The sequence below is a fragment of the Janthinobacterium saanense genome (assembly GCF_014200675.1).
Lineage (GTDB): Bacteria > Pseudomonadota > Gammaproteobacteria > Burkholderiales > Burkholderiaceae_D > Janthinobacterium.
Genome location: NZ_JACHCI010000001.1, coordinates 73,404 through 93,094, shown reverse-complemented (window position 1 = coordinate 93,094; position 19,691 = coordinate 73,404). Strand labels below are relative to the sequence as shown.

Genomic DNA, 19,691 nt, shown 5'->3' with positions numbered 1-19,691 from the left:
ACTCCTGCAGCGCACAGCGCTGGCCGGAAGCGGGCGTTTACCGTATCCTGTCCGTCTTTGTATATCACCCGAGATTTCTAATGGCTAATTACGTCTACACCATGAATCGCGTGGGCAAAATCGTTCCGCCCAAGCGCCAGATTCTGAAAGATATTTCCCTGTCCTTCTTCCCAGGCGCCAAGATCGGCGTGCTGGGCCTGAACGGTTCCGGTAAATCGACCCTGCTGAAAATCATGGCAGGCATCGACACCGACATCCAGGGCGAAGCCGTGCCGATGCCGGGCCTGAACATCGGCTACCTGCCGCAGGAACCACAGCTCGATCCTGAAAAAACCGTGCGCCAGGAAGTCGAATCTGGCCTGGGCGAAGTATTTGAAGCGCAAGCCAAGCTCGAAGCCGTGTACGCCGCGTATGCCGAAGAAGATGCCGACTTCGACGCGCTGGCCACCGAACAGGCACGCCTGGAAGCGATCATCTCGACTTCCGACGGCGGCAATTTGAATCTGCAGCTGGAAATGGCCGCCGACGCGCTGCGCCTGCCGGCATGGGATGCCAAGATCGCCGTCTTGTCCGGCGGTGAAAAACGCCGCGTCGCGCTGTGCAAGCTGCTGCTGTCGAAACCGGACATGCTGCTGCTCGACGAACCGACCAACCATCTGGATGCAGAATCGGTCGACTGGCTGGAACAATTCCTGCTACGCTTCCCGGGCACCGTGGTCGCGATTACCCATGATCGCTACTTCCTCGACAACGCCGCCGAATGGATTTTGGAGCTGGACCGTGGCCATGGCATTCCATGGAAGGGTAACTACTCGACCTGGCTGGACCAGAAGCAAGCCCGTCTGAAACAGGAAGAAGCCACGGAATCGGCACGCCAGAAAGCCTTGCAGAAGGAATTGGAATGGTCGCGCCAGAATCCGAAAGCGCGCCAGGCCAAGTCGAAAGCCCGTCTGGCCCGCTTCAATGAGCTGTCCGAGCACGAATACCAGAAGCGCAACGAAACCCAGGAGATTTTCATTCCCGTGGCCGAGCGCCTGGGCAATGAAGTGATCGAATTCAAGAACGTGTCGAAAGCTTTCGGCGACCGCTTGCTGATCGATAACCTGAACTTCACGATTCCCGCCGGCGCCATCGTCGGTATCATCGGCCCCAATGGCGCCGGTAAATCGACCTTGTTCAAGATGATCACGGGCCAGGAACAACCGGATAGCGGCGAAGTCGCCATCGGCCAGACCGCGCGCGTTTCCATCGTCGACCAGAACCGCGATTCGCTGGCCGACAACAAGTCCGTGTTTGAAGACGTGTCCGGCGGCGCCGACATGCTGACCGTGGGCCGCTTTGAAATGCCGTCGCGCGCCTACCTGGGCCGCTTCAACTTCAAGGGTTCGGACCAGCAAAAACTGGTGGGCAATCTGTCCGGCGGTGAACGCGGCCGTCTGCACCTGGCGAAAACCTTGCTGATGGGCGGCAACGTCCTGCTGCTCGATGAACCGTCGAACGATCTGGACGTGGAAACCTTGCGCGCACTGGAAGATGCGCTGCTGGAATTTGCCGGCAGCGTGATGGTCATCTCGCATGATCGCTGGTTCCTGGACCGTATCGCCACCCACATCCTGGCATTCGAAGGCAACTCGCAAGTGACCTTCTTTGACGGCAACTATCAAGAATACGAAGCCGACAAGAAAAAACGCCTGGGCGAAGAAGGCGCGAAACCAAAACGTATCCGCTACAAGCCGCTCACCGTATAAAGCTGGTGTAGCAATGCAAAAAGGCAGTCACTGCGAGGTGACTGCCTTTTTTTCAAGCTAACTCTAAAGAAACTTAGAAGTTGTAGCGTGCGCCCAGGGCCAGGCCAGTAGCCTTGTTGCCTTGATCGGCGCTCTTGCCGAAGTGTTCCAGCTCAGCCGTCAGCGAAACTTTCTCGTTGATTGCGTATTGGGCGCCGACGGAAGCGTAGACGCCCGTCTTGTTGTCACCCGTGATGCCAGTCGACAGGCCGCTGCCGGTCAGGCCCGTGTTCACGCGGGCCACGCCCAGCTTGCCGAACACGCCCAGTTTTTCCGACACAGGCATGGTGGCCTTGCCAGCCAGGTAGTAGCCGTGGGAATCGCTTTTCACGGCGCCACTACCGGCGCTGGTGATGTAGTTGTAGTCCTTGCTGCCGAAATCGGCATAGCCGCCTTCAACCGCCCAGGTTTTGTCGATATCGTAACCGGCATAGATTTTGCCGCCAGCCTGGTAGCCGCTGTGGTTACCGGCGCTGGTAGCGTCAGGAACATCGAAGTTATAACGGTTGACGGTGACACCACCACCAACATAAGCACCATCAGCGTGCGCAGCGCTCATACCGGCGACTGCAGTAACGGAAGCGATCATTGCAAACAGGATCTTTTTCATCATGTTCTCTCTTTCTCAATAAGTTGACGTGCCTTGGTTCGCAGTTCAGCGAAGTGCGATGAGGGAAGAGTAACACCGTGAAATAGCCACGTCCTTCAGGATCCCGTAAGATTTGTGACGAGATGTAAGACGCCTCATCAGGACGAGGATGATGGCATTTTGAAATAAGTTGGCAGAACTTAAGCGAAACTTAAGAGAAGTAACGCTCCCGGAAATGTTTCACTTTCAGGCGTAGGCTTCCGCCATCGACATCACGCGCGGCGTGATCGTGATGCCATGTTCCTGGAACAGCGCCGTGATGGCAGCCAGATTGTGCGTGCACTCGTCTGTCTTCCAGCCCTTGAAGATATCCGTGCCATCCTTCTGGAAATGCAGGTCGAGTACCTTGCCCTGATCCTTGTGCAGATAAGCCGAGCTGTAGGTATTCTCGAAACCGAGGGCCTTCAACTGGCCCAGCAGCGCATGCGGGGGCTGATCGGGATCGGTGGCGAGAAAGATGCCGAAGGTCTTGCCTGGCGGCTTGGCAGCGATGTCCACCTCATAAATACCGGGGGCCTTGCTCACTGAAGTACTTTTTAGAAATAACATGGAACACTCCCTGTGGGCGACGATACCCCAGATAGTATTTCCTATTTGCATCTTTGTGTTTATTTTATGGCATTCACAGCGCGCGTTTGCGCCTGGCCAGCGCCTGCGTTGGGGCCACCAGCGCGGCATACAAGTCGCCGGTGGCGCCATCCCATTGCTGCACCGCCTGCTGCTGGCGCGCCACCGTGGCCATGTCGCCACGCGCAATCGGGCCGCTCAAGGCGGGTGCCGCGCCCAGCCGGAATACATTGGCCACCGCTTCCGTCACCAAAGGCTGCGCCAGTTCGCGCGCCACCGGCTCGGGGATGCCGGCCGCCTGGTAGGCGCGCAAGGCCGCGTCCAGCACCGTCACCAGATAATTGCTGGCAAACACGGCAGCCGCGTGATACAGGGTCTTGGCAGCCGGATCAATCGGCACGGGGCGCGCGCCGATGGCCGTCAAGGCTGGGTTCAACACGGCCAGCGCCTGAGCATCGCCTTCGATGCCGCAAAAGGTGCCCTCAAAACTGGCTGCCACCTGGGCCGGATCGGCAAAGCTGCGGATCGGATGGACGCTGGCCACCGAGGCGCCCGCCTGCGTGGCGGCCAGCAGCGCGGTCGAGGCCAGCGCGCCGCTGCAGTGAAACACGATAGCCCCTGCCAGACGGCCTTGCGCTGCCAGCGCGGCGCAGGCCGGGCCGATCTGGTCGTCGCTCACCGCCAGCATGGTCACGTCGGCGCGCCGCAAGGCGGCATGGCTGTCAATGGGCGTGCCGGTGCCGATAAAGTCCACGGCTGCCTGCGCCGTAGCCATGGAACGCGTCAGCACGTCTTGCAGCACGATACCATCTGCTGCCGCCAGCAAGCGGCCCAGCACCTTGCCCACATGGCCGGCGCCGATCATATTCAGGGTAAAACGCATGATGACCTAACAATGCATTAAAAACGGGAACCGGGCTGGCGCAGAAAAATCTCTTCTTCCGGCGTGGAGTCCCTGCCCAGGATGGCGTTACGGTGCGGGAAACGGCCAAAACGGGCAATGACTTCCTGGTGCCGTTCGGCGTAATTGAGCATGCTGTCGAAACCCGGGTGCTGCTGGGACAAAAGCTGGAACAGCTGCACCGCGCGCGCCTGCATGGCCAGGTCTTCCGCATGCTCGAACGGCAGGTAGGCGAAGGCGCGCTGCATCGGCAGCAGCGATTCATCACTACCTGTGTCCGTCAACTGGCAAGCCAGCGCCAGGGCCTGGGCGTCGCCGGCAAACGCCTGCGGCGTATCGCGCCCGGCATTGCGGGTCAGTTGATCCAGCACGATGAGGCGCGCCAGCGCGCCCTGCGGCGTGGTTTCCCAGTCGCGCAAACCACCAGCGATGGCGGCCGCTATCAGCGGCCCGAAATGCTGGACGATGTACGCGTCAAAGGCGGCATCCTTGCGGAACCATTCCACCCGCGACTGGCCGTAGCCCGCATCGGTGGGTGGCAAGAACCAGAAATCGAGTACTGCCTGCGCCTGCACATCCATGCTGCTCTCCTGGGTTTGATCAATTGCGGGCATGCGACAGCTGGAAGCCGGCGATGCCCTCGAAGATGGCCAGTTCGGCCGACATGTTCGACAGGCTGGCGCCCGTGTTCTTGCCATGCGCGATGGCCACGAAACGCCATTCCTGCATGCCGTCGGTGCTGCCGATGGTCAGCGAGCCGCCGGCGATGTCGTAACCACGCTTGGCGGCCATGCGCCGCAGCGCATCTTCGCGCGGAATAAAATCGCGCTTGAAGCGCATGGTGATGGCAATCGCATGGCGCGACGGCAGCCAGTTTTCCAGCTTGGACAGGAAAATCATGGCCATCGCGCACATGAAGGCCAGGCCCATGGCGGACAGATAAAACCCGATGCCGACCATGACGCCGATCACCGACGAGGCCCAGATCGAGGCGGCCGTCGTCAGGCCGCTGATATTGAAGCCTTCGCGCATGATGACGCCGGCGCCCAGGAAACCCACGCCCGTGACGATGCCCTGGATCACGCGCGTCGGATCGCTGCCCGACACCATGCCATGGCCGCCGTACCAGAACTCGGGATAACCGCCGAGCACCGTCAGCGCGGCCGAGGCCATGCACACCAGGCCATAGGTGCGCATGCCGGCCGCACGCCCGTGGTACGAGCGTTCATAGCCAACCAACAAGCCGAGCAGCAGCGCGCCCAGCAAATTGAGCAGGATCACCCCATTCGTCGCCAGTTCAGCTGGCGACCAGTACGCACGCAGGAAGTCGACGGTCGGCATCTCAGGTTTTCTTGTTCAGCTGCTTTTCAAACGCCACATCGAGCTTGCTGACGCGGCGCGCCTTTTGCGGTCCCAGGCCATTGACGAAAGCGACGAAGGCGTCGAGTTCCAGCGGTGGGCACAGAGGCGGCAAGCCCGGCCCTTCCGTCAGGAAGAACAGTTCATCGCCGGTACGCGCCATCGTGTACAGGCGGTTGCCAGTGCGCTCTTTGAGACGGTCGATGGCGGAGGTGGCGCGGGTCGAGCGCATCAGATGGCTCCCGTGCGCTGTTCCAGCCAGGCCAGGGCGCTGCCCGCCAGATGCGGCGACAAACGCGCGCGCACCGTGGCGTGATAGTCGTTGAGCCAGGCCGCCTCGTCGTCGCGCAGCAGGCTGCGCTCCACGCAGCGCGTGTCGATCGGGCACAGGGTCAGGGTTTCAAAGCGCAGGAACTGGCCGAATTCACTCTCGCCAGCAGAGACATTGAGCACCAGGTTTTCGATGCGGATGCCCCAGCGTCCCGGACGGTAAATGCCCGGCTCGACGGAGGTGATCATGCCCGGCTGCATGGCCGTCTGCGGTTCCGGCATGGCGGACTGCGAAATCGATTGCGGCCCTTCGTGCACATTCAGGAAAAAGCCCACGCCGTGGCCCGTGCCATGGCCGAAATCGATGCCTTCGGCCCACAGCGGAGCGCGGGCGATGGAGTCCAGCATGGGCGACTTCACGCCCAGCGGAAATTGCGCACGCGACAGCGCGATCATGCTGCGCAAGACCAGGGTGAAATCGCGCTTGTGCTCCGCCGTGATGGCGCCAACGGGCACCACGCGCGTGATATCGGTGGTGCCGCCCAGGTACTGGCCGCCCGAATCGATCAGCAGCAAGCCGTCGCCTTCGATCGTCGCGGCAGTCTCCGCATGGGCGTGGTAATGCATGATGGCGCCATGCGCGTTGAAACCGGCGATGGTGCCGAAGCTGGGGCTGACAAAGCCGGTGCGGCGCGCACGGGCAGCCGTCAGGTGTTCATCCACACCGATTTCGGTCAGGGGCGCACGCTGCGGGTCGGCCAGGGTGGCGTCCAGCCAGCTGAAAAATTCGCACAGGGCGGCGCCATCCTGCTCCATCGCGGCGCGCACGTGGGCCGCTTCCGTTTCCGTCTTGCGCGACTTGGCAAAGGTGGTCGGGTTGATGGCTTCGACCACGGACACCGTGGCTGGCACGGCCAGGCGCGTGCCGTAAGTGATGCGGCGTGGGTCCAGCAGCAGGGTGGCGGCAGCGGGCAAGGCAGCCAGTGCGGCGGCGGCCTGCTCGTACGGCGCCACGTCCACGCCCTGCTGTTCCAGCGTGGACCGCAGCGCGGCCGGCACCTTGCCGTCAGCAACGAATAAAGTCGTGCGCTCAGGGCCGACCAGCGCATGGGCGACAAAAACCGGGTTGTAATGCACGTCGGCGCCACGCAGATTGAACAGCCAGGCGATATCGTCGAGCGTGGAAATGAGGTGGTGGCTGGCGCCATTCTGCGCCATGGCGGCGCGCAAGGCGGCCAGTTTTTCCGTGCGCGGCAAGGCCGGATACGGCGCGCCATGTTCAAACACGGGCGCGGCCGGCATGGCCGGGCGCCCCTGCCACACCTGTTGCAGCAAGTCGGTATCGGTGCGCAGCGTAACCTGTGCACCCAGCGCCTGCTGCAGCAAGCGTGCATGGGCCAGGCCCAGCACGGCGCCATCGACGCCCACCGTTTGCCCCGGCTGCATGGTCTCGCCCAGCCAGTCGATATACAGCACGCTGGCGCCGGACGGGATTTTTTTCAGGACGATGCCGCTGCCGGCCAGTTCCGTCTCCGCCTGTTCCCAGTAACGGCCATCGGTCCACACGCCGGCAAAGTCCTGCGTGACGACCAGGGTGCCGACGGAACCCGTAAAGCCAGACAGCCATTCACGGCCCTGCCAGTGGCCCGGCAGGTATTCGGACAAATGCGGATCGGCCGAAGGCACGATATAGGCGTCGATCTGCTGCGCGCGCATGGCGACGCGCAGTTGCGACAAACGGAGGGCGGGGCTGGAGAGATCTGGAGTCTGCATGGAAGCGGCTGGAACAGTACTGGGAAGCGCCTATGATACCGCGATTGCGCCGCCACGGCAGGGCCGGTGCTGCGCTACTCTTGCTACTCCTCGTAGCGGCGCAAGCCTTCCAGGTCCAGGATGCGGATGCCGCCGTAATCGAGGCGCAGCAAGCCCTGTCGCTCCAGCACCTGCAAGGCCTGGTTGGCGCGCTGGCGCGAAGAGCCGGACAAGAGGCCGATTTCCTCCTGCGACAGCTGCACCAGCCTGTCGACACCGGGATACAAATGTGAATTGAACATCGACGCCAGGCAGCGCGCCACGCGCGTATTCAAGTCGAGCAGGCGTTCGTTTTCCACCATGCCGATGAACTGGCCCAGGCGCTCGTTCAGCTGCATCAGCAAAAAGCGCGTAAACGGCAAACTCGTCTCCAGCAGCCAGTGAAAAGTAGCGGCGGGCAGGCGCGCCACGCGCGTATCGCGCAGGGCCATGGTGTCGTACTTGCGCGGTTCGCGTTTCAGCAGCGAGCCTTCGCCAAACCAGCTGCCGGGCGGCACGCCGATAAAGGTCATGGCCTTGCCCGAGGCGGAAAAATTATTCATCTTCACCATGCCGCTGATGATGCCGATCCAGTTCTCGACCGGATCGCCCTTGCGGCAGACAAAACCGCCTTTCGGCACGAAGGTTTCAAACAGTTCGGCTTCAACGCGCGCCAATTGCGCGGCGTCCAGCAGCTGCGCCCAATTGGCTGTATGCAAGACCTCTTTCAGGCTGGGATCAGTTGTCATCATTGTGCGACGCACCATCGAAAAGTGGGCAAATGTCCCCGAAAAGACAACTCGGTATAGCAACGCAAGCTACTATCATTACACAAACGTAACACATATAAAAACACAGAGCGGCCCACAACGATGGGCAGCCTGAGACTGGCAACCGGAGACACTGGTGCAAACAACGAGAACAGCAGCGATGCCGACTTTTCCACGGCGGCTATTGCAACACGGCGCACTACGCGCCGACAAGCCCGCCTTTCGTGAAAAATACCTGGGCATCTGGCAAACCTGGACCTGGTCCCAGGTCAACGATGAAGTGCGTGCCCTGGCTTGCGGGCTGGCCGCCCTCGGTTTCCAGCGCGGCATGAATCTGGCCATCATCGGCGACAACCGACCCCGCCTGTATTGGGCCATGCTGGCCGCGCAAAGCCTGGGCGGCGTGCCCGTGCCGCTGTACCAGGATGCGCCAGCGCTTGATATGGCCTATGTGCTGCAGGATGCGGAAATCCGCTACGCCATCGTCGAGGATCAGGAGCAGGTCGACAAGCTGCTGGAACTCACAACCCTGTATCCGCACGTCAGCCATATCGCTTACGACGATGAGCGGGGCATGCGCCACTATCACCAGCCCGAACTGATTTCCTTCGCCGCCCTGCAGGAACTGGGCCGCGTGTATGACCGCGAACATCCGGGCTTTTTCGAAGCCTCCGTCGACGCGGGCCGCGGTAGCGATACCGCCGTGATCCTGTACACCTCGGGCACCACCGGCAAACCCAAGGGCGTATGCCAGAGCCATAGCGCGCTGCTGGCCGCCGGCGAAGGCTGCGTGGCCTTCGACCAGCTCACCGACGGCGAAGATATCCTGTCTTACCTGCCCATGGCGTGGGTGGGCGACTGCCTGTTTTCGCTGGCGCAATCGATGGTGGCCGGCTTCACCGTCAACTGCCCGGAGTCAAGCGACACGGTGATGATAGACATGCGCGAAATCGGCCCCACCTGCTATTTTGCGCCGCCGCGCGTGTTTGAAAACATGCTGACCAGCGTGATGATACGCATGGAAGACGCGAGCAGCATCAAGCGCCGCATGTTCAGTTATTTTCTGAGCGTGGCCCAACGCTGCGGCGCCCAGATCCTCGATGGAAAATCCGTGCCGCTGCTCGACAGCCTGCAGTACAAGCTGGGCGAGCTGCTCGTCTATGGCCCCCTGAAAAACGTGCTGGGCCTGTCGCGCGTGCGCGTCGCCTACACGGCCGGCGCCGCCATCGGCCCGGATCTGTTCCGCTTCTACCGCTCGATCGGCGTCAACCTCAAGCAGCTGTACGGTTCGACCGAAACCTGCGCCTATGTGTGCTTGCAACCGGACGGCAATATCAAGTTTGACAGCGTGGGCTTGCCCGCACCGGGCGTGGAAATCAAGCTGGCGGCCAATGGCGAAGTGCTGGTCAAGTCGCCCACCACCATGAGCGGCTACTTCAATCGCCCCGAAGCGACAGCCGAAGTGATCGACGCAGACGGTTATTTTCACACGGGTGACGCGGGTGTATTCGACAGCGAAGGCCACTTGAAAATCATCGACCGCGCAGCCGACGTGGGCAAGATGGCCTGCGGCGCCATCTTCGCGCCCAACTACATCGAAAACAAACTCAAATTTTTCCCCTTCATCAAGGAGGTGGTGGCCTTCGGCCATGCGCGCGAGCAGGTCTGCGCCTTTATCAATATCGACATCGAAGCGGTCGGCAACTGGTCCGAGCGGCGCGGCATCGCCTATGCGGGCTATACCGACCTGGCCGCGCGTGCCGAAACCTATGGCTTGATCCGCGACTGCATCGAACAGGTCAACGCGGAACTGGCGGCCGATCCGCTGATGGACCGCACGCAGGTGCACCGCTTCCTGGTGCTGCACAAGGAGCTCGATCCCGATGACGACGAGCTGACGCGCACGCGCAAGGTAAGACGCAAATTCATCGCCGAAAAATACGCCGTGCTGATCGCCGCCCTGTACGAGGGCAAGGCCACGCAGTACATCGAGACCCAGGTGAAATTCGAGGATGGCCGCAGCGGTTCGACCAGCGCCAACCTGCAGATCTGGGACAGCAAAACGTATCGGCCCCAGGGCCTGGCCGCATGAAGGAGCACAGCACCATGCAAATGAATGAACCTGAAAATCACTTCGGCACCTCGCGCAAGACCGGCCCCGTGATCCTGGACCTGAAAAACATCTCGTTATCCTTCGGCGGCGTGAAAGCGCTGACCGACATCTCCTTCGACGTCAAACAGCATGAAATCCGCGCCATTATCGGCCCCAATGGCGCAGGCAAAAGCTCGATGCTGAACGTGATCAATGGCGTGTACCGTCCACAGCAGGGTGAGATCATTTATCGCGGCGAACACCGGCGCGGCATGGATTGCTATGCGGCGGCAAAGTCCGGCATCGCGCGCACCTTCCAGAACATCGCCCTGTTCAAGGGCATGACGGTGCTGGACAACATCATGACGGGCCGTAACCTGAAGATGAAATCGAATTTCCTGCTGCAGGCGCTGTACTGGGGACCGGCCCGGCGCGAGGAAATCGAGCACCGCAAGAAGGCGGAAGAGATCATCGATTTCCTGGAAATCCAGGCCATCCGCAAGACGCCCGTGGGGCGTTTGCCCTACGGCTTGCAAAAACGCGTGGAACTGGGCCGCGCGCTGGTGGCCGAGCCGGAAATTTTACTGCTCGATGAACCGATGGCCGGCATGAACGTGGAAGAAAAACAGGACATGTGCCGCTTCATCCTCGACGTCAACGACCAGCTGGGCACGACCATCGTGCTGATCGAGCACGACATGGGCGTAGTGATGGATATCTCCGACCGCGTGGTGGTGCTCGACTATGGCAAGAAGATCGGCGACGGCACGCCCGACGAGGTGCGCAGCAACCAGGATGTCATCAACGCCTATTTGGGCTCCAGCCATTAAGTCCCCGGGATCCGTATGAATATCAATTTCTTCTTTGAAGTGCTGATCGGCGGCCTGCTGTCGGGCGTCATGTACGCGCTGGTGGCTATCGGTTTTGTGTTGATCTACAAGGCTTCCGGCGTATTCAATTTTGCGCAGGGCGCAATGGTGTTTTTCGCCGCCCTGACCTGCGTCGGCATCATGGACAAATTCGGCCTGTCGCTGTGGCTGGCCATACCGCTGACGATGGTGACCATGATCGTGCTGGGCATGGCCATTGAGCGCGTGGTCTTGCGCCCGCTGGTCAACCAGCCCGAGATCACCCTCTTCATGGCCACCATCGGCCTGGCGTTTTTTATCGAGGGCCTGGCGCAGCTGATGTGGGGTTCGCAGGTGCACAAGCTGGACCTGCCCATCGACGACGTGCCCATGCCCTTCCTGATGGACCATTTCAATATCATCGTTTCGCAGTTCGACGTGGTGGCGGCCGGCATCTGCGCGCTGCTGGTAATTTGCCTGGCCCTGCTGTTCTCGAAAACCAGGGTGGGCCGCGCCCTGCGCGCCGTCGCAGATGACCACCAGGCGGCGCTGGCGGTGGGCATCCCGCTGCAGCGCATCTGGGCCGTCGTCTGGGGCGTGGCGGGCCTGGTGGCGATGGTGGCGGGCTTGCTGTGGGGCGCGCGCAATGGGGTGCAATTCGCCCTCACCTTCATCGCCCTGAAAGCGCTGCCGGTGCTGATACTCGGTGGTTTTACCTCGGTGCCGGGCGCCATCGTCGGCGGCCTGATCATCGGCGCGTCTGAAAAACTGGCCGAAGTCTACCTGGGCCCCATGGTAGGCGGCGGCATCGAAGGCTGGTTCCCCTATGTGCTTGCCCTGCTGTTCTTGCTGGTGCGGCCCGAAGGCCTGTTCGGCGAAAAAATCATCCGCCGCATCTAGCAACCACAAGACACCACGCCACCGCGCCATCGCAAAGGACAGACCATGATTTATCGTGAAGCAGGACAATTCAAGACCAGCTACCAGGCTGACAAGCAGATTTTTCCGATACGCCAGGACAGGCTGGCCTTCACCGCGACCTTGCTTGCCGCCGTCTTCCTGCTGCCCTATTTCGCCTCGCCCTATATGCTGTCGGCGATCATGATTCCCTTTTTGATCTTCGCGCTGGCGGCGCTGGGCCTGAATATTTTGACCGGCTATGCGGGCCAGCTGTCGCTGGGCACAGCCGCCTTCATGGCCGTGGGCGCGTTTGCTTCGTATAACTTCATGGCCCGCCTGCCCGGCCTGCCGCTGCTGGTGTCGTTCATCCTGGGCGGCCTGTGCGCAGCCATGGTGGGCATCGCCTTCGGCCTGCCCTCGCTGCGCATACGCGGCTTTTATCTGGCTGCGTCCACCTTGGCGACGCAGTTCTTTGTCGTCTGGTGCCTGACCAAGATTCCCTACCTGACCAACTACAGTTCTTCGGGCGTGATCACGGTGCAAAAGATGACGATTCTGGGCTACCAGTTCGACACGCCGCAAAGCAAATACCTGCTGGTGCTGGCCATCGTGGCCGGCATGGCGCTGCTGGCCAAGAACATGATCCGCTCGAATGTGGGCCGCTCATGGATGGCCGTGCGCGACATGGACATGGCGGCCGAAGTGATCGGTTTCCGGTTGATGCGCACCAAGCTGCTGGCGTTTGCCGTCAGCTCCTTCTATTGCGGCGTGGCCGGCGCGCTGTATGCCTATGCCTACCTGGGCACGGTGGAGCCGGAAGCCTACAACCTGGACCTGTCCTTCCGCATCCTGTTCATGATCATCATCGGCGGCGTGGGTTCCATCCTCGGCTCCTTTCTGGGCGCCGCCTTCATCGTGCTGCTGCCCGTGTTTCTGAACACCTTTGCGCATGGCCTGGCGCTGCCCACCAGCGTGGCCTCGAACCTGGAATTGATGGTGTTCGGCGCGCTGATCATCTTCTTCCTGATCGTCGAACCGCACGGCCTGGCGCGGCTGTGGCAAATCGCCAAAGAGAAATTGAGACTGTGGCCCTTCCCGCATTAACCGTTCTTCATTCGCATCCGATACCAATATAAAAAAGGAGACACAATGAAACACATCAAATCGCTTTTGCTGGCCAGCGCCATCGCCAGTGCAGCGCTGGGTATCGCCGGCAGCGCGCAGGCACAGGATAAAGATCAATACATCGCCCTGCCCTCCTACCGCGTGGGCCCGTATGCGGCCGGCGGCTCCGGTTTTTACGGCGGCATCATCGATTACTTCAACCTGGTCAACCAGGCCGGCGGCGTCAATGGCGTCAAGATCAGCTGGGAGGAATGCGAAACAGAATACAACCCCTCGCGCGGCGTGGAATGCTATGAACGTTTGAAAACCAAACAGGGCGGCGCCACCCTGGTGGAAACCCTGTCCACGGGCGTCGCCTACGGCATTCTTGACCGCGTGGCGCAAGACAAGATCCCCATGACCATGATCGGTTATGGCCGTTCGGACGCCGCCAATGGCAAGGTCTTTCCCTATGTGTATCCGCTGATCTCCAGCTACTGGAGCCAGGCCGCCGCCATGATCAAATATCTGGGCGACAAGGATGGCGGCATGGACAAATTGAAGGGCAAGAAAATCGTCCACCTGTACCATGATTCGGCCTTCGGCAAGGAGCCGCTGCCAGTGCTCGAAGCGCTGTCCAAACAGTATGGCTTTGAGCTGGTCAAAATTCCTGTCGCGCCGCCCGGCAGCGAACAGCAGTCGCAATGGCTGCAGATCCGCCAGGCCAAGCCGGACCATGTGATCCTGTGGGGCTGGGGCGTGATGAATTCGGTGGCCATCAAGACGGCGCAGCGCAACGGCTTCCCGCGCGACAAAATCCTCGGCGTGTGGTGGGCCGGTTCCGAAGAAGACACGATACCGTCGGGCGACGCTGCCAAGGGCTACACGGCGATGACTTTCAACACACCCGGCAATTACCCGGTGCTGGAGGACATCCGCAAAAAACTCTACGCCAATGGCAAGGGCAATCTGTCCGACCAGTCGCGCATCGGCTCCGTGTATCACATGCGCGGCGTGACAGCCGGCATCCTGTGGGTGGAAGCGATACGCACGGCGCAGGAAAAATTCGGCAAGGGCAAACCGGTCACGGGTCAGCAGATGCGCTGGGGCCTGGAAAACCTGAACGTGGACGATGCGCGCCAGAAGGCCGTCGGCGCGCTGGGCATGTTCCCTAACGTGAAAACCAGCTGTGAAGACCATGAAGGCTCGGGCGCCGTAAAAGTGCAGCAATGGGATGGCAAGAAATGGAACGCCATCACGCCGCAATGGATCGTCGGCGACAAGGCGCTGGTACGCAGACTCGTCGAAGAATCGTCGAACAAATACGCGGCCGAGAAAAACATCACGCCTGCGTGCCTGAAGTAGACCAGCCATGACCCACACGACCACCGCCAACGCCATCAAGGTAGATGTTCCGCCGCCCTACCTGTCGGTCAACAATATCGAAGTCATTTACGACCATGTGATCCTGGTCTTGAAAGGCGTGTCGCTGCAAGTCCCGCAGGGCAAGATCGTCGCCCTGCTGGGTGCGAACGGCGCAGGTAAATCGACCACCCTGAAAACCATCTCCACCCTGCTGCGCGGCGAACGGGGCGACGTGACCAAGGGTGAAGTCCAGTTCAAGGGCGAGCGCGTGGACCAGCTGACACCGAATGAACTGGTGAAACGGGGACTGTCGCAAGTGATGGAAGGACGCCATTGCTTCGGCCATCTGACGATAGAGGAAAACCTGCTGACGGGCGCCTACACGCGCAGCCTGTCGCGCGGCGAACTGAAAGAGGCGCTCGACAAGGTCTACCACTATTTTCCGCGCCTGAAAACGCGGCGCAGCAGCCAGGCCGGCTACACCTCGGGCGGCGAACAGCAGATGTGCGCCATCGGCCGCGCGCTGATGGCCAAACCATCGATGATTTTACTGGATGAACCATCGATGGGCATCGCGCCGCAGATCGTCGAAGAGATATTCGGCATCGTCAAGGATCTGAACCACAAGGAAAACGTCTCGTTTCTGCTGGCCGAACAGAACACCAATGTGGCGCTGCGCTACGCAGACTTTGGCTACATCCTGGAAAACGGCCGGGTCGTGATGGAAGGCCAGGCACAGGAGCTGGCCAATAACGAAGACGTCAAGGAATTCTACCTGGGTGTCTCCAGCGCGGGACGCAAGAGTTTTCGCGACATGAAGTTTTATCGCCGGCGCAAGCGCTGGCTGGCTTGATTTCTAAACGCTGACGAATGACTGTGATCACCTGGAGAAGACGTAATGCATGACACGCTGGATAGTCTGGAAGCGCGCGCGCCTGACGCGCGCGAACGCGAATTGATGGCCGGTTTGCCGCAGCTGGTCGCGCGCGCACAGGCGGCGCCGGGCTGGGCCCGCATCCTCGATGGCGTCGATGCCGCCGAGATCACCAGCCGCGCGGCGCTGGCGCAATTGCCCGTCACGCGCAAGTCTGACCTGCAACAGCTGCAGCAAGCCATTTTGCCATTTGGCGGCTTGAACACCACGCCAAAAAATAGCCTGTCGCGCGTGTTCGTCTCGCCCGGCCCCATCTTCGACCCGGAAGGCCGTGGGCCGGACTGGTGGCGTTTCGCGCGGCCCATGTATGCGGCCGGCGTGCGTGCCGGCGGCTTGCTGCAAAACTGTTTCTCCTATCACTTCACGCCAGCCGCCTTCATGGTCGAAGGGGGCGCCGCGCGCATCGGCTGCACGGTAATCCCGGCCGGCATCGGCCAGACGGAAATGCAGGTGCAGGCGATGGCCGATTTGAAACCGGACACGTACATCGGCACGCCGTCATTCTTGAAACTGATCATCGAAAAGGCGCGCGAGATGGGCGCCGACATCAGCAGCGTGACAAAGGCCGTGATGGGCGCGGAAGCGCTGCCTGAGTCGCTGCGTAGCTGGTTTGCCGCCAATGGCGTGCCGCACGTGTTCCAGACCTATGCCTCGGCCGATATCGGCAGCATCGCCTATGAAACGGCCAGCGATGGCAAGCTCAATCCCGGCATGGTGATCGATGAAAACGTGCTGCTGGAAATCGTCCACCCCGGCAGCGGCATACCCGTCGCTCCCGGCGAGGTGGGTGAAGTGGTAGTCACCGTCTTCAATGCCGACTACCCTTTGATCCGTTTCGCCACCGGCGACTTGTCGGCCGTGCTGCTGGACGCCACCGCCTCGCCGTGCGGGCGCACGAATACGCGCATCAAGGGCTGGATGGGACGTGCCGACCAGACCACCAAGGTGCGCGCCATGTTCGTGCACCCGTCCCAGGTGCATGACATCGCGCGGCGCCATCCGCAGATCAAGAAAGCGCGGCTGGTGGTGTCGGGACGCATGGCCAACGATGAAATGACTTTGCATTGCGAAGTCGAAAACCCGCAGGACGATAGCGGCATCGCGGCGATGATCGCTACGGTGCGTGAACTGACCAAGCTACGGGGCGAGGTAAGGCTGGTGGCGATAGGCAGCCTGGCGCAGGACGGCAAAGTGATCGATGATATCCGCGACTACAGCTGAGCTACGGCTGAGCTATACAGCTGCCGCTAGCACGCATGGGCCGATTTGCAGGATAATATCGGCATTAATCATCAGCCTTACTCATCGCCATGCAAGAGTCCATGCAAGAATTTCACCACAACCGCGCCCGTGACCTGTTCAAGAACGCGGAACTGCTGTTCGACCAGGACGCCGTGCAAGCGTCCATCACGCGCATGGCCGACGTGCTCAATACGCGCTTCAACGCCGAAGACTCGAAAGAGTTCCCGCTGGTGCTGGGCGTGATGGGCGGCGCCGTCGTGTTTACCGGCAATCTGCTGCCGCAACTGAGCTTCCCGCTCGAATTCGACTACATTCATGTGAGCCGCTACGGCGACGACGACAAGGGTGGCGAAGTGGTGTGGAAAGTCATCCCACGTTCGAACGTAGCGGGCCGCACCGTGATCGTGCTCGACGATATACTCGACGAAGGCGAAACCCTGGCCCACGTCAAACAGCGCCTGCTCGACATGGGCGCCGCCGAAGTGATTCTGGCTGTGTTTGCCGACAAGGCGATCGGCAAGAAAAAACCCGTGCAAGCCGATATCGTCGGCCTGGTGATCCCGAACCGCTTCGTGGTCGGCTTCGGCATGGACGCCTACGGCTACTGGCGCAACCTGCCGGGCCTGTGGGCGATCAAGCCTGAGGATTTGAAGCAGGAATAACTAAAGGCAGACTTTCACCCCAGTAGCAAAGACTGGGGTCGGACCCTGAGGGTCCGACCCCGGCCCTTTCGCCGTTGGGTTACAGCTTCAGCCGCGCGCGCGCCGCATCGTATTCCGCTTTCAGGCGCGCCACCATCTCGGCCACCGTCGGCACGTCATCCATCAAGCCCACGCCCTGGCCAGCGCCCCAGATATCGCGCCAGGCCTTGGCGCTGCCCGAACCGAAGTTCATCGAGCTCTTGTCTGCTTCAGGCAGCGCGTCCGGATCGAGTCCGGCCGCGACTATCGATTTTTTCAAATAATTCCCGTGCACGCCAGTAAACAGATTGGTGTAGACGATGTCTGCCGCGCTTGAATCGACGATGGCGTCGCGGTAGCTGTCGCTGACGTTCGATTCTTTGGTCGCCAGCCAGCGCGAGCCGATGTAGGCAAAGTCGGCGCCCATGGCTTGCGCCGCCAGCACGGCGTCGCCGGTGGCAATCGAGCCGGACAGCGCCAGCGGGCCGTCAAAGAATTTGCGTACTTCGCCCACCAGCGCGAACGGCGACAGGGTGCCCGCATGGCCGCCGGCGCCGCTGGCCACCAGGATCAAGCCATCGACACCCGCTTCCAGCGCTTTTTGCGCATGGCGGATCGAGACCACGTCGTGCAGCACGATGCCGCCGTAGCTGTGGATGGCGTCCAGCATTTCCTTGGGCGGCGCGCGCAGGGACGAAATGATGATGGGCACCTGGTGCTTGACGCAGACTTCCACGTCATGCGCCAGGCGGTCATTCGACTGGTGCACGATCTGGTTGACGGCAATCGGCCCGACTTTTTTATCCGGGTTGGCAGCCTGGAAGGCAGCCAGTTCGGCTTGCAGATCGGTCAGCCAGGTGTCGAGCAGTTCGGCGGGACGCGCATTCAGGGCCGGGAAGGAACCGACGATGCCGGCCTTGCACTGGGCCGCGACGAGGGCCGGTCCGCTGGCGATGAAGAGCGGCGAACCGATAACGGGAAGGGACAGGTTTTGCAACGCTACAGGCAGTGCCATGGCGGACTCGCTGAAAAGTTAATCGGATGAAAGCATTAAACACCAGAGCAACGATTATAGTTTAAAAAAAGTACGATCGTGCTGAATTTAATTATCATCCAACTCAAACTTCATTAAGCAAGTACTCACCCTCGATACGGGCGGCATGGGCCTTGAGCAGTTGCGATACGGCCCAGTCAGCCAGCGCTAGCGTTTCCTGGTGCAAAAAGCGCCGGTTCGCCTCGCCGAACAGGGGCATGCCCTGCAGCAGGGCCGGCACATCGGCCAGCACGATGCGCTGGCGTTCCAGCAGCAGGAATTTCAGCAGCACCTTGACGGCGTTCTGCGCATTGCGCACCGGGTCGGACGCCAGATAGTCCAGACGCGAATAGGCACGCGCCAGCGCGCCTTGCACATCATCAAATGGCCGTCCATGGCCAGGGATGACCACCGACACATCCAGGCTGGCGATCAGGTCCAGGGTGGCGCGCGCTTCGGCAAAACCGGAGCCGCCATCGAGTTCGGGGAAGATCACGCCAAAGCCGTTTTCCCACAAGGCGTCGGCGGAAATAAGCACGCCTTCCTGGGCACAGTAAAAAATCAGCGAATGGGGGTCGTGGCCGGGGGCGCCCAGCGCCTGCCAGGCCAGGTCGGCCAAAATCAAGCTGTCGCCAGGCGAGACTGTGGCGTCAAAGCCAAAGCGCTCGCACTGCTGGCCGGTGGCCTTGAAACTGAGGGCGTCCACGTCCCAGTCGCGCACCTTGTCCGCTTCCGAGACGGGAACGGCCGTATGGCAGCCGTAATGGGCTTGCAGCAGCGCGTTGCCGCCGCAATGGTCTGAATGCAGATGCGTGTTGAACAGGCGGTCGAGTGGGCGCTCGCCCAGGCTGTGGCGCAGCAGGGCCAGGGTTTGCGGCGCATGCGTCACGTAGCCGCTGTCGATCAGGGCCGTATCGTCGCGCCCGTGCAGCAAGATGTTATTCGACGATAGCCAGCCTCGCTCGAATACCTGGACTGAGTCGGGCAGCAGCGGCATCGTGTCCTCAGTCGAAATCAAGCATGGCGTCGCGATGGGGCAACTGGGCCCAGACGGCGCGCTTGAAATCATCGTCGGCCTTGCCCCAGGCGATGATTTCATCGAGCGTGCGCAAGCAGCCTTCGCACAGGCCGCTGTCGCGGTTCATCTTGCACAGGCTGACGCACGGCGACGGCACGGGAGAGGATAAAACAGGAGGCAGCGCGGGTGGAGTGTCGACCATCAGGCAAAAGTATCGGTAAAGGTAAGCGCCCATTATGCCGCGAAATGATTTTCAAAGTCGCTGTAGGAGCACACGCCATGCCATCAAAAGGCAGATTCTGACTTGACTTGATTTATTTCACTACTATAATACCATCCACACAGATGGTAAATGGATGCCACATGGAGTGTATGGAGCGT

Annotated in this window: 20 protein-coding genes; 9 read left to right on the top strand and 11 right to left on the bottom strand. The window is 61.1% G+C overall.

Annotated features, from left to right (window positions below):
* The first annotated feature begins 80 nt into the window (after window positions 1-80).
* Window positions 81-1,748, top strand: coding sequence for an energy-dependent translational throttle protein EttA (gene ettA, locus HDE72_RS00430; RefSeq protein WP_183736659.1), 1,668 nt, complete (start codon window positions 81-83; stop codon window positions 1,746-1,748).
* Between the two features lie 73 nt (window positions 1,749-1,821).
* On the opposite strand, the gene HDE72_RS00425 is transcribed toward ettA, so the two are convergent.
* From HDE72_RS00425 to HDE72_RS00390, 8 genes are all read right to left on the bottom strand, one after another.
* Window positions 1,822-2,400, bottom strand: a complete 579-nt coding sequence (locus tag HDE72_RS00425) for a porin family protein (protein ID WP_260176337.1) — start codon at window positions 2,398-2,400, stop codon at window positions 1,822-1,824.
* A 222-nt stretch (window positions 2,401-2,622) separates the two neighbouring features.
* Window positions 2,623-2,985 (bottom strand): hypothetical protein, encoded by a 363-nt coding sequence (locus tag HDE72_RS00420; protein WP_183736657.1) that lies wholly within the window; start codon window positions 2,983-2,985, stop codon window positions 2,623-2,625.
* Between the two features lie 73 nt (window positions 2,986-3,058).
* Window positions 3,059-3,886: a Rossmann-like and DUF2520 domain-containing protein gene (locus tag HDE72_RS00415; protein WP_183736655.1), complete on the bottom strand. Its 828-nt coding sequence runs from the start codon at window positions 3,884-3,886 to the stop codon at window positions 3,059-3,061.
* A gap of 17 nt (window positions 3,887-3,903) precedes the next feature.
* Window positions 3,904-4,485, bottom strand: coding sequence for a DUF924 family protein (locus HDE72_RS00410; protein WP_183737173.1), 582 nt, complete (start codon window positions 4,483-4,485; stop codon window positions 3,904-3,906).
* Window positions 4,486-4,504: 19 nt separating this feature from the next.
* Window positions 4,505-5,245 (bottom strand): MgtC/SapB family protein, encoded by a 741-nt coding sequence (locus HDE72_RS00405; protein ID WP_183736653.1) that lies wholly within the window; start codon window positions 5,243-5,245, stop codon window positions 4,505-4,507.
* A 1-nt stretch (window position 5,246) separates the two neighbouring features.
* Complete coding sequence (locus HDE72_RS00400) at window positions 5,247-5,495, bottom strand: hypothetical protein (protein ID WP_183736651.1); 249 nt, start codon at window positions 5,493-5,495, stop codon at window positions 5,247-5,249.
* Window positions 5,495-7,306 carry an aminopeptidase P family protein gene (locus tag HDE72_RS00395; RefSeq protein ID WP_183736650.1) on the bottom strand — a complete coding sequence of 604 codons (1,812 nt, stop codon included), beginning with the start codon at window positions 7,304-7,306 and terminating at the stop codon, window positions 5,495-5,497. The genes HDE72_RS00400 and HDE72_RS00395 overlap by 1 nt, the downstream gene beginning before the upstream one ends.
* 83 nt (window positions 7,307-7,389) lie before the next feature.
* Complete coding sequence (locus HDE72_RS00390) at window positions 7,390-8,076, bottom strand: Crp/Fnr family transcriptional regulator (RefSeq protein ID WP_183736648.1); 687 nt, start codon at window positions 8,074-8,076, stop codon at window positions 7,390-7,392.
* A gap of 178 nt (window positions 8,077-8,254) precedes the next feature.
* Here HDE72_RS00390 and HDE72_RS00385 point away from each other — a divergent pair, with 178 nt between their 5' ends.
* The 8 genes from HDE72_RS00385 to HDE72_RS00350 all read left to right on the top strand — a co-directional run bounded on the left by HDE72_RS00385 (window position 8,255) and on the right by HDE72_RS00350 (window position 17,241).
* Window positions 8,255-10,186, top strand: a complete 1,932-nt coding sequence (locus HDE72_RS00385; protein WP_183736646.1) for an AMP-dependent synthetase/ligase — start codon at window positions 8,255-8,257, stop codon at window positions 10,184-10,186.
* Window positions 10,187-10,200: 14 nt separating this feature from the next.
* Window positions 10,201-11,016, top strand: coding sequence for an ABC transporter ATP-binding protein (locus tag HDE72_RS00380; protein ID WP_260176336.1), 816 nt, complete (start codon window positions 10,201-10,203; stop codon window positions 11,014-11,016).
* Between the two features lie 21 nt (window positions 11,017-11,037).
* A complete protein-coding gene (locus HDE72_RS00375) occupies window positions 11,038-11,934 on the top strand; it encodes a branched-chain amino acid ABC transporter permease (RefSeq protein WP_183737172.1) in 897 nt (298 codons plus the stop codon).
* 45 nt (window positions 11,935-11,979) lie between these two features.
* Complete coding sequence (locus HDE72_RS00370) at window positions 11,980-13,038, top strand: branched-chain amino acid ABC transporter permease (RefSeq protein WP_183736642.1); 1,059 nt, start codon at window positions 11,980-11,982, stop codon at window positions 13,036-13,038.
* Window positions 13,039-13,083: 45 nt separating this feature from the next.
* On the top strand, window positions 13,084-14,403 hold the full coding sequence (locus HDE72_RS00365; protein WP_183736641.1) for an ABC transporter substrate-binding protein: 1,320 nt from the start codon (window positions 13,084-13,086) through the stop codon (window positions 14,401-14,403).
* A gap of 7 nt (window positions 14,404-14,410) precedes the next feature.
* Window positions 14,411-15,256, top strand: coding sequence for an ABC transporter ATP-binding protein (locus tag HDE72_RS00360; protein ID WP_183736640.1), 846 nt, complete (start codon window positions 14,411-14,413; stop codon window positions 15,254-15,256).
* A 45-nt stretch (window positions 15,257-15,301) separates the two neighbouring features.
* Complete coding sequence (locus HDE72_RS00355) at window positions 15,302-16,558, top strand: phenylacetate--CoA ligase family protein (RefSeq protein ID WP_183736639.1); 1,257 nt, start codon at window positions 15,302-15,304, stop codon at window positions 16,556-16,558.
* A 101-nt stretch (window positions 16,559-16,659) separates the two neighbouring features.
* The gene (locus HDE72_RS00350; RefSeq protein WP_183736638.1) at window positions 16,660-17,241 is read left to right on the top strand and encodes a hypoxanthine-guanine phosphoribosyltransferase; all 582 of its coding nucleotides are present in this window, start codon (window positions 16,660-16,662) and stop codon (window positions 17,239-17,241) included.
* Between the two features lie 79 nt (window positions 17,242-17,320).
* Here the strand turns inward: HDE72_RS00350 and HDE72_RS00345 are convergent, their stop codons facing one another.
* From HDE72_RS00345 to HDE72_RS00335, 3 genes are all read right to left on the bottom strand, one after another.
* Complete coding sequence (locus HDE72_RS00345) at window positions 17,321-18,274, bottom strand: NAD(P)H-dependent flavin oxidoreductase (protein ID WP_183736637.1); 954 nt, start codon at window positions 18,272-18,274, stop codon at window positions 17,321-17,323.
* Window positions 18,275-18,377: 103 nt separating this feature from the next.
* The gene (locus HDE72_RS00340; RefSeq protein ID WP_183736636.1) at window positions 18,378-19,289 is read right to left on the bottom strand and encodes an MBL fold metallo-hydrolase; all 912 of its coding nucleotides are present in this window, start codon (window positions 19,287-19,289) and stop codon (window positions 18,378-18,380) included.
* A 7-nt stretch (window positions 19,290-19,296) separates the two neighbouring features.
* Window positions 19,297-19,512 carry a DUF1289 domain-containing protein gene (locus HDE72_RS00335; RefSeq protein WP_183736635.1) on the bottom strand — a complete coding sequence of 72 codons (216 nt, stop codon included), beginning with the start codon at window positions 19,510-19,512 and terminating at the stop codon, window positions 19,297-19,299.
* Between the last annotated feature and the right edge of the window lie 179 nt (window positions 19,513-19,691).

Excerpts from the sequence above, each read along its gene's own strand:
- ettA (WP_183736659.1), top strand. The coding sequence starts at position 81 with ATGGCTAATTACGTCTACACCATGAATCGCGTGGGCAAAATCGTTCCG.
- HDE72_RS00425 (WP_260176337.1), bottom strand. The coding sequence starts at position 2,400 with ATGATGAAAAAGATCCTGTTTGCAATGATCGCTTCCGTTACTGCAGTC.
- HDE72_RS00420 (WP_183736657.1), bottom strand. The coding sequence starts at position 2,985 with ATGTTATTTCTAAAAAGTACTTCAGTGAGCAAGGCCCCCGGTATTTAT.
- HDE72_RS00415 (WP_183736655.1), bottom strand. The coding sequence starts at position 3,886 with ATGCGTTTTACCCTGAATATGATCGGCGCCGGCCATGTGGGCAAGGTG.
- HDE72_RS00410 (WP_183737173.1), bottom strand. The coding sequence starts at position 4,485 with ATGGATGTGCAGGCGCAGGCAGTACTCGATTTCTGGTTCTTGCCACCC.
- HDE72_RS00405 (WP_183736653.1), bottom strand. The coding sequence starts at position 5,245 with ATGCCGACCGTCGACTTCCTGCGTGCGTACTGGTCGCCAGCTGAACTG.
- HDE72_RS00400 (WP_183736651.1), bottom strand. The coding sequence starts at position 5,495 with ATGCGCTCGACCCGCGCCACCTCCGCCATCGACCGTCTCAAAGAGCGC.
- HDE72_RS00395 (WP_183736650.1), bottom strand. The coding sequence starts at position 7,306 with ATGCAGACTCCAGATCTCTCCAGCCCCGCCCTCCGTTTGTCGCAACTG.
- HDE72_RS00390 (WP_183736648.1), bottom strand. The coding sequence starts at position 8,076 with ATGATGACAACTGATCCCAGCCTGAAAGAGGTCTTGCATACAGCCAAT.
- HDE72_RS00385 (WP_183736646.1), top strand. The coding sequence starts at position 8,255 with ATGCCGACTTTTCCACGGCGGCTATTGCAACACGGCGCACTACGCGCC.
- HDE72_RS00380 (WP_260176336.1), top strand. The coding sequence starts at position 10,201 with ATGCAAATGAATGAACCTGAAAATCACTTCGGCACCTCGCGCAAGACC.
- HDE72_RS00370 (WP_183736642.1), top strand. The coding sequence starts at position 11,980 with ATGATTTATCGTGAAGCAGGACAATTCAAGACCAGCTACCAGGCTGAC.
- HDE72_RS00365 (WP_183736641.1), top strand. The coding sequence starts at position 13,084 with ATGAAACACATCAAATCGCTTTTGCTGGCCAGCGCCATCGCCAGTGCA.
- HDE72_RS00360 (WP_183736640.1), top strand. The coding sequence starts at position 14,411 with ATGACCCACACGACCACCGCCAACGCCATCAAGGTAGATGTTCCGCCG.
- HDE72_RS00355 (WP_183736639.1), top strand. The coding sequence starts at position 15,302 with ATGCATGACACGCTGGATAGTCTGGAAGCGCGCGCGCCTGACGCGCGC.
- HDE72_RS00350 (WP_183736638.1), top strand. The coding sequence starts at position 16,660 with ATGCAAGAATTTCACCACAACCGCGCCCGTGACCTGTTCAAGAACGCG.
- HDE72_RS00345 (WP_183736637.1), bottom strand. The coding sequence starts at position 18,274 with ATGGCACTGCCTGTAGCGTTGCAAAACCTGTCCCTTCCCGTTATCGGT.
- HDE72_RS00340 (WP_183736636.1), bottom strand. The coding sequence starts at position 19,289 with ATGCCGCTGCTGCCCGACTCAGTCCAGGTATTCGAGCGAGGCTGGCTA.
- HDE72_RS00335 (WP_183736635.1), bottom strand. The coding sequence starts at position 19,512 with ATGGTCGACACTCCACCCGCGCTGCCTCCTGTTTTATCCTCTCCCGTG.